The organism is Ruminococcus sp. CAG:379, assembly GCF_000434255.1.
GTDB classification, from domain to species: domain Bacteria; phylum Bacillota; class Clostridia; order Oscillospirales; family Ruminococcaceae; genus Ruminococcus_F; species Ruminococcus_F champanellensis.
The window spans coordinates 1-7,040 of record NZ_FR894889.1; the positions used below are offsets into that span (position 1 = coordinate 1).

The window sequence follows — 7,040 nt, forward strand, 5'->3', positions numbered from 1 at the left end:
CTATTTTACCGGGAAGGGGGCAGTATATGAATACATAACGACCTCCTTATCACAATCCATTTTGAAGATTTGCATAAATAACTCCCGATCTTACGTCGATTCTGAGATTTACGCATAATGTAATTCAGCCTTTTTGTCAACTGTCCATTTCCGGAAACACCACTGCACGATTGCCAAGCTCCCGTAAATGTGATATAATCAACATGATAAAGCATGACAATTGGATTGAGGTGGGGACTATGCGCAGAATGCCGCATTATTTTCGTGATTTTCACTGTACCGGCACAGCCTGCCGGGATAACTGCTGCTGTGTGGGCTGGGAGATTGAGATCGACCCGGACACCGCACAGGCGTACCGCAGTATGGGAGGAGCACTGGGGGATCGGCTCCGGGCGGCTCTGTATGAGGAGGATGGCTGCACCTGCATGGGACAGGTGGATGGGAAGTGCCCCTTTCTGGATCCACAGAATCTTTGCAGCATCCAGCAGACCCTTGGAGCGGATATGCTGGGAGAGATCTGCCGGGAGCATCCCCGGTATTACGCCTGGTTCCATGGGCTGACCGAAGCAGGAGTAGGCATGTGCTGTGAGGAGGCTGCCCGGCTGATTCTGTCGGATCCGGCGCCGGATACGTTTCTCACGGAGGAGAGCCGGGAGGATAACGACTGTGACTATGACCCGGCGGTGTTTGATGCCTTGTTTGCCGCCAGGGAGACTGCTTTTCATCTGCTGCAGAACCGGAGCATGCCTTTGGCGGAACGGCTTGCCCTGTTCCTGGTGTTTGCAGACGGCTTACAGGAGGATCTGGATTTGACCGAGCCGGAGCGGATCTACCAGGACATCCGGCAGTTTTCGGATACTGCCTATTGCAAGGCTCTGCTGAACACACTCTCTGTCCGGAGCCGACAGGATCCGGATCATGCCGCCCATTGGCGGGCTTTACTGGAGCTGATTACCGGCCTGGACATTCTGGACACCGCCTGGAAGCAGGGATTGGAGCAGCTTGCAGAACAGCCCGAGGTGCTTTTCTGCAAGGGGCATGCCTTTCGGGAGACTGCGGCTCCCTTTGCCTACGCTTTTGAGCATGGGGCGGTGTACCATACATACCGGTATTTTCTCAAGGCGGTGTTTGACGGGGATCTGGTGGCAAAAGCACAGCTGACCGTCATCGCCACTCTGATCCTGGGGGCTTGTTGTATGGCAGAGTGGGCTCAGAGCGGAACGTTATCCCTGGAGCAGATCATCCGGCAGGCAAAGATCTTTTCCCAGGAGGTAGAATACTCCATGGAAAATCTGGACACCCTGGCGGAGGCAAGCTATCGGACGGATGTGTTCCATACCCAGGGCTTTGTGTCCATGCTGCTGGGGCAATCGAATGCCTGAAACAGCATGAATGGATTTCATTCATGAACTGCCCCGCATTACCAAATTTTCATTCCAGCCGTTCCAGGAAACTGTGGGCTATGCCCTGGGATTTATAGCCGGGCATGGAGTCCAGCTGCACTGTATGGATGCTGTGAAAAATGCTCCGTTCCACCTCCGGTGATTCGGATTTCAGCTGGGCGATCAGCGCCTTCACCCGGGCACGGCGGGAGTATGCGGCATCCTCCTGGCTGCGACTGGTGAAGCGGCATGCGCATTGTAGAAAATGCAGTGCATTTGCATCCTGCCACGCTAAAATGTCCTCCTCATGGACGCAGTACAGGGGCCGGATCAGCTCCATGCCATCGTAGTTGTCGCTCCTGCGCCGAGGCAGCATGGCCTGGATCTGCCCCCCGTACAGCATGCCCATCAGGGTGGTTTCGATTACGTCGTTGAAGTGATGCCCCAGGGCGATCTTGTTGCAGCCCAATGCCTGGGCTTTGGCGTACAGATGCCCTCGGCGCATGCGGGCGCACAGAAAGCAGGGGTGTTGCTCCTGCTTGTTGACGATCCGGAGAATATTCGTCTCAAACACCTGCACCGGGATGCCCAGCAGGGCTGCATTGTCCAATAGCTGCCGGGTATGCGCCGGATCGTAGCCAGGATCCATGGTGAGAAACTCCAGGGCAAAGTCGTTTTGCCGGACACGCTGCAATTGCTGCATCAGCTTTGCCAGCAGCATGGAGTCCTTGCCACCGGATACGCACACGGCAATCCGGTCTCCTGGTGCGATCAGAGCATAGGTATCAACAGCTTTGACAAAGGGCTTCCAGATTGTTTTCTGAAAAGGGCCGGTGAGGCTCTGGGTGATGATCTGATGGGGCTGTAATTGGCGTTTCATGGGGATTCTTCCTTTCGTGCAATCTCCTTGCGGTGTTGCCTTAACTATACGCCTTTCCGGTGATCCTGTCAAGACTGTCTTCGCATTTTGCAGGGGGACTATGACTGCCTATATAGCTCCATCCACTCCGCAGGATCTGCGTAAACCCGTGAAAAAGCAATCCCCCTGACAGAAATCCTGTCGGGGGGATGCTTGTGTAGTCTTATGTTTCGTGCAGCAGTTGGTTGATTTGTGCATGCCGCAGCACCACAGCGCTGATCAGGACGGCGATGCCCATATTCAGTAGGAGGAACAGCAGGCAGAACAGCCCCTGCATCCAACCGAAGGAAACCAGAAAGTTGCTGAACAGGTTGAACCGTTCCTTGAGCAGCATCAGCAGTCCGCAGAGAATGCCTGCCGCCGCTGTAATCAGCAGGCTTTTGTATGCGGCGATGCTGAGACATTTGCCCCAGGGCATGCCGCAGACCCGGTAGATGGTGTAGGTGCGCAGCTTTCTCACTGCAGAAACACTGTTGACGCTGATCATACTCAGGAAAAACAGGATCAGGATACCGATCATAAAGGGCATCATGGTGTACACCTGCTGGAAGCAGTAGGTGTGGCTGTCCTTGTACAGATCCCTGTTGTTCAGTGTCCAGTTCTGGCCGACGTTTTTGGATGTAAAGGCTTCCAGGTTTGCACGCTTCACGCTGCTGTCCAGACCGTCCTCATACATCACCATGCCGATGCCGAACACTGCGTAGTGCTCCTGGTTGTTCCAGTACTTCTTGGCTTCGGACTCCGACATCAGAATCGTGCAGCCTCCGCTTTGCAGGGAGGAGATGTCATTGTAGATGGTGCGGTAATCCGCCAATTCAGAATCTACGGCACCACCGTTCATCAGCAGCAGCTTGGTATTGTCCCCATAGACACCGGAAACCCGCAGGGACTGGTAATCCGACTCTGTAGGTTCCTTTTCCCGGGAATCGGTCACATTGCCCTCGTCGTCGTATGTATATTCGTATTGGATCTGATAAAACCGGATCTCGTCTCCCACCCGGTAGCCGCTGCTTTCGTTCACCAGCACATTGGGCAGGGGATCCGCCGGATCGGACAGCACCAGCTTTCCGCTTTTTAGCGGCGGTGTGTAGCGTTCCAGCAATTTATCGGAATAGATCAAGGGATTTTCAATATTCAGCTTCAGACCCGTATACCGATAGGACAGCGCCACATCTGTTACCCCGGTCATCTCCTGGTAAAAATCCTCCTCGTACATTTGCACCGTGTCGGCGTAGAATACGAAGCCATCATGCTTCCAGTAATTTGCAAATGGAAGGAAGTAGGAGAACCGGTAAATTACAGTGGAGACGCTGACGATGGTCAGAAACAGAATGCATGCCATTTGCAGAACCATGGGGATATGTTTGGGCCACTCTTTTTTGCACTCTCGCAGTGCCAGACGCAGCTGTATCATACCACCCCCCCCTTTCTTTCCACGATAGAATGCTTGGAAACGATCCGTGCGGACAGGATCCAGATAGCGATGGTGCAGACAGTGACAAAGATGCCGAAGCCGGTGGCATACAGCCGCCAGGAGTAGGCAGTGTCAATGTAGGGGAAAATCCGGGTGAAGGGCTTTAACAGCACAAAGTGGTACAGCACCGCCGACAGGCAGTAGCAGGGTACGGTCAGCATCAGGCTTTCTGCCACATACAGCCGGATGGCTCTGCCCTTGGTGCAGCCGCATAGCTGGAAAATTGCCAGGGATTTTTGCCGGCGGACAAGCACATAGTGATACAGCACCACCAGATTAAAGGCAGCCACCACTGCGATCAGCAGGGACGCCAGCATAGCGGAGTTGTACATCCAGTAATCCTCGTCGTAGAAGGGAATGTAACGCCAGACCTCTATCCGATCCAGAATGGAGGAGAAGGCATTTTTTAGTGTGTTGTATTGTTCAAAGGACAGGGGCTTGTCAAAGTCCAGGGAAACATATTCAACAATAGAGTCGGAGGGGACACGGTCATATGGAATTTCTTGAAACAACCCTCCTTTGGCAATCACTGTATATTTTTCTCTATTGTAAAATTCTACAGTTTCTCCCGGATTCCCTTGTCCGCCGTTTCCTAGTATTATAACTGACTCACCTGAAGTGTATTCTTTATCGGAAAACATACGTCCGCTTGCTCCTGGATGCTCCATTCTGTTTGTAAATGTTTCCTTAGAAGGATATTTCACTCCACCTTTTACAAAAAAATAACAAGTACAGATGTCTTTTACCGAAGGTCCGGTCATTATGATGTCTGGATTATAAAAATACACAGTAACGAGGGACGATGTCTCAAGATATTGATCTGGAATGGAAGCAATGCAATGATCTAATTCGCTCTTGGTTATTATAAGATCCTTGTTCAAAAAAAAACCATCCAGATCCATATCATCGGATTTGGCGGCTGTGTTAAAAAGAAATCTTTTTGAAGAACTGTCGAAATCTTTCTGTTCCAGCATATAATCCTGGTAAAGACCGTATCCGAACAGCATCAGCAGAGAGGAGATCATAATGCATAGGATCATCATCAGAAAGAAAGGCGTGTGGCTTTGCAGGAAACTGCGCAGACTGCGAATCAGCATGAAGGTGTCCTCCTTCAATTCAGAGTGGTGTCCGGAGCATATAAAGCATATGCTCCGGACGGGCGGTTTGCTTACGAGATTCTAAAGGGTACATCAAGCTGTGTGCTGTATGCGACCGGGGAATGGGAATCGTTTGTCTTAAAGATGTTGGATGAGTATTCCAAATAGTAATCCCCACTTGAGAGAGAAGAGTTGCTAAAGGAATTAGAAGCCAGCAGTGGCATGTGGGAACTTACACGACCGCTGCTTGCCTGATAGTGTGACCAGATAATATTTCCGGATCTATCACAAACGGTAACGTATCCGGACATGTACTTTGTCTCGCTGGAATTGTTCACTGCATTCATGACGAGCACCTGCGTGCTGGCTGTAGCTGCGGTGGTGTGGGTGTAATAGGTAGTCATGTTCCCGACGGTTTTTGAAACCTGTTCGCCCTTTATGCTGTCTGCGGCCATCCCGACGGAGGAAACGACAACGCCATCCTGGTACGTGTCGACCCACACAATGTGGACAGCGGCATAAGCTGTCAGTGAGCACAGGGCGGCGGTTGCCAGGGCAGCGGTCGTGATGAGTGCCTTTTTGAATTTCGTCATTCTAATCATCCTTTCCTTGTTTGGTTTGAAGTGTGGTTGCCGGGAGCATATACTGTCCAAGGGAATCACCTCTTTCGTTCGGCTTATGAAACACTCGGTCGTTCCTTAAACCTTTGTACCTATTATAGCGATACTTCCTCCACTTGTCAAGCGTATACAGGAAAATACCAGTGTGTGCAGGCAAATTTGTGAGATGGGTAAAAAGTGTGTGATGATTTTTGTGAGTAGATACAAAAAAAGGACATATTCGGCGATTTTCTGTTTGCCTAGAAACAATTTACTCAACCAAGAACCCGTGTGTGATTTCCATTGTGTCATGGCTGTGACCATGGGATTTTGTTGATGTCTGCGTTCCGGATAGCGGGGATGACAGGCGCAATTTCGTAAAGCATTTGACCGGATATCCTCTTGACAGGTTTCACCAGATGTGCTATAATAAATCCAATATATATCGAATGATATATATGCAGCGCATCATGCAGGCTCTGTATGATGCTGTCAATGAAACATGCAGGATGATCCGGCATATACAGACCGGAATTTAAGGAGCGGAGGAGCGGAAATGCCGCCAAAATATAAATTTACACGGGAAGAAATGATAGACGCTGCTGTGCGTGTGACCCGGATTAAGGGGATCGACGCAGTGACTGCCAGAGACATTGCCGATGAGCTGGGAGTGTCTACCCAGCCGATTTTCACCTGTTTTCACACCATGGAAGAGGCCAAGCGGGAAATCCGTTGCGCAGCAGAGCGGATTTATCGGGGCTATGCAGAACGGGGACTGGGCATGCCCATTCCGTTTTACGGCTTCGGCATGCAGTATATCCGTTTTGCACGGGAAGAGCCAGAGCTTTACAAGCTGCTGTTTCTGACGCCGGCAGAGAGCGAAAACGGCGGAGCCATGGGTGCCATGCATCGGTCACAGGAGCTGCTGCGTACCTGTTTGCAGCAGGTGTATCATCTGGATGCGGCGGCTGCGGATCTGTACTTCCGGGATGTGTGGCTCATGACTCACGGAATTGCAACCTTGATTGTGACCGGAGGGTGTACCTATACAGAGGAGGAAATCGGTTCCATGATGACCGGCATCAGCATCAGTATCTGCAAGGCCATCAAGGAAGTACCTGGCTTTGTGGAGGGCAGCTTTGACCGGGATGCAGAGTTTCGGAAGCTGGTTGCAGAGTAAACCATGCAGACGTTTCTGATGAGGGCAATGCCCTGGATTGTCATAGCACTGTGCCTGATATTGGGAATCTCGCTGCATCTGCGGCAGAAGGCGGATCGGCGGCGGCATCCGGAGCGCCAGCAACAGCAGGACAGTCGGATCAACGAAGGTGCTTGCATCGGCATGTGTGTGGGCGTGGCGGCGGCATCGGTCGTAGGACTCAATTACGGAATGGCACTGGGTATGGGTGCTTTGATCGGCAGCCGGATCCGGAAATCAGGATCCGGCAAATAGGGCGGCAGTATAAAGGGGAGACGGCGGAATGCCACTGGATTTGAAAAAAGCCCATAGGGAATTCTATATGGCAACCAATCAGCCGATGATCGTGACGGTACCGGCGGTACATTACG

At 51.6% G+C, this 7,040-nt stretch carries 7 protein-coding genes; 3 read left to right on the forward strand and 4 right to left on the reverse strand.

Annotated features, from left to right (window positions below; translation table 11 throughout):
* Window positions 1-239 precede the first annotated feature (239 nt).
* Window positions 240-1,382 carry a flagellin lysine-N-methylase gene (gene fliB, locus QVO51_RS05770; RefSeq protein WP_022357599.1) on the forward strand — a complete coding sequence of 381 codons (1,143 nt, stop codon included), beginning with the start codon at window positions 240-242 and terminating at the stop codon, window positions 1,380-1,382.
* Window positions 1,383-1,431: 49 nt separating this feature from the next.
* Here the strand turns inward: fliB and QVO51_RS05775 are convergent, their stop codons facing one another.
* The 4 genes from QVO51_RS05775 to QVO51_RS05790 form a co-directional block, all read right to left on the reverse strand.
* Window positions 1,432-2,262, reverse strand: a complete 831-nt coding sequence (locus QVO51_RS05775; protein ID WP_022357600.1) for a tRNA 2-thiocytidine biosynthesis TtcA family protein — start codon at window positions 2,260-2,262, stop codon at window positions 1,432-1,434.
* A gap of 202 nt (window positions 2,263-2,464) precedes the next feature.
* Window positions 2,465-3,715 carry a hypothetical protein gene (locus QVO51_RS05780; protein ID WP_022357601.1) on the reverse strand — a complete coding sequence of 417 codons (1,251 nt, stop codon included), beginning with the start codon at window positions 3,713-3,715 and terminating at the stop codon, window positions 2,465-2,467.
* A complete protein-coding gene (locus QVO51_RS05785) occupies window positions 3,712-4,287 on the reverse strand; it encodes an FtsX-like permease family protein (RefSeq protein ID WP_041326325.1) in 576 nt (191 codons plus the stop codon). Before QVO51_RS05785 ends, QVO51_RS05780 begins: the two co-directional genes overlap by 4 nt.
* A 656-nt stretch (window positions 4,288-4,943) precedes the next feature.
* A complete protein-coding gene (locus QVO51_RS05790; protein WP_022357603.1) occupies window positions 4,944-5,465 on the reverse strand; it encodes a hypothetical protein in 522 nt (173 codons plus the stop codon).
* Window positions 5,466-6,027: 562 nt separating this feature from the next.
* Between QVO51_RS05790 and QVO51_RS05795 the strand changes: the two genes are divergently transcribed.
* Together QVO51_RS05795 and QVO51_RS05800 are read left to right on the forward strand one after the other, a co-directional pair.
* Window positions 6,028-6,651 carry a TetR/AcrR family transcriptional regulator gene (locus QVO51_RS05795; RefSeq protein WP_022357604.1) on the forward strand — a complete coding sequence of 208 codons (624 nt, stop codon included), beginning with the start codon at window positions 6,028-6,030 and terminating at the stop codon, window positions 6,649-6,651.
* A gap of 3 nt (window positions 6,652-6,654) precedes the next feature.
* Window positions 6,655-6,924: a hypothetical protein gene (locus tag QVO51_RS05800; protein WP_022357605.1), complete on the forward strand. Its 270-nt coding sequence runs from the start codon at window positions 6,655-6,657 to the stop codon at window positions 6,922-6,924.
* Window positions 6,925-7,040: the final 116 nt, after the last annotated feature.

Bases quoted from the DNA above. Each gene is read 5' to 3' on its own strand.
- QVO51_RS05780 (WP_022357601.1), bottom strand. From the start codon at position 3,715: ATGATACAGCTGCGTCTGGCACTGCGAGAGTGCAAAAAAGAGTGGCCC.
- QVO51_RS05775 (WP_022357600.1), bottom strand. From the start codon at position 2,262: ATGAAACGCCAATTACAGCCCCATCAGATCATCACCCAGAGCCTCACC.
- QVO51_RS05800 (WP_022357605.1), top strand. From the start codon at position 6,655: ATGCAGACGTTTCTGATGAGGGCAATGCCCTGGATTGTCATAGCACTG.
- QVO51_RS05790 (WP_022357603.1), bottom strand. From the start codon at position 5,465: ATGACGAAATTCAAAAAGGCACTCATCACGACCGCTGCCCTGGCAACC.
- fliB (WP_022357599.1), top strand. From the start codon at position 240: ATGCGCAGAATGCCGCATTATTTTCGTGATTTTCACTGTACCGGCACA.
- QVO51_RS05795 (WP_022357604.1), top strand. From the start codon at position 6,028: ATGCCGCCAAAATATAAATTTACACGGGAAGAAATGATAGACGCTGCT.